Genomic DNA, 1,008 nt, shown 5'->3' with positions numbered 1-1,008 from the left:
TTTTAAAGGTTGGCAGGATTGAACGATTTTCTCAGACCATGGGAGATAGTCTCTGATAAGATTTGGATTTTGGATCAAATCCAAACCAGGAAGTTCCGTAATCAGCTTTTCTAGATATTGCCTAAAATCGATCTTGTTTGCTTTGCAGGTTTCAACCAAACTAAGATAGATGGCATTCGCTTTTCCGCCCCATTCGCTCGTAGAAAACAGCCAGTTTTTTCGACCTAGAGTTAGTGGTCGGATGGCATTCTCACTGTCATTGTTATGAATAGGGAGATCTCGATGATCCAGAAACTTCATCAATCCCTCTTTCCGATTGAGACAGTAAGTAAGGGCTTTTTCGAGTGCAGATTTAGGAGCCGCGAAAGTTCCTTCCATCCATTTAAAGAAATCATCAAGAATTGGCTTGGAGTACTTTTGATGCAGTTGATGACGTTCTTCTAATGACAACTCTTTCCAATCCTTCTCCATGCGAAAGAGAGCATCACACATTTCTTTCCCCAATTTTACTTGTGGGCTTGGATGTTTGCCGCCTAACTCAAGAGCGTCGTTCCAATAGCGTCTCGCATGGACCCAACAATTGGCAAAATCGACGCCGTCGATTTTATCATAGACAGAATAACCGTCGCACAAAATAATCCCTATCCAGTCACCCAGGAATCGTCTAAGTTCTTCTCGTCCACGGGTAAGCGTCGAGTCAAAAACAATAATAGCACGGTTAGCACTAGCCACTGTTCGGTATACCCAATTCTGTGATTTCGATTTTCCTGATTTTCCGTCTGAACGTTTGATAATCCGATAAGGCGTTTCATCAGCTGCGATGATGGTTTGTTTTAGCAGTTGTCGCTTCAACTCATCATATACTGGCTTTAGAAACTTTTCAGCGACCTTGTTTACCCAATCCACTAATGTTCGGCTGTAGAGAGTTAATCCAAGTCGACTCCAGTCTTTCAGTTGTCGTTCCAAAGGAACGAACTGTTCGAACTTCATATAAGCGGCTTCTGCAAT

General features: G+C 42.6%; 1 protein-coding gene. It reads right to left on the bottom strand.

The genetic code is table 11. The features are described 5' to 3' along the window. Positions 1–1,008 (bottom strand): IS66 family transposase (gene tnpC, locus ACEN4I_RS13355; protein ID WP_407103306.1); only part of this gene is annotated, 1,008 nt, incomplete at its 3' end.

The sequence above is a fragment of the Desemzia sp. FAM 23990 genome (genome assembly GCF_045528485.1).
Taxonomy (GTDB): Bacteria; Bacillota; Bacilli; order Lactobacillales; family Carnobacteriaceae; genus Desemzia.
Note: the sequence above shows the minus strand (reverse complement) of the source record. Positions and strands in the feature narration are given on the sequence as shown.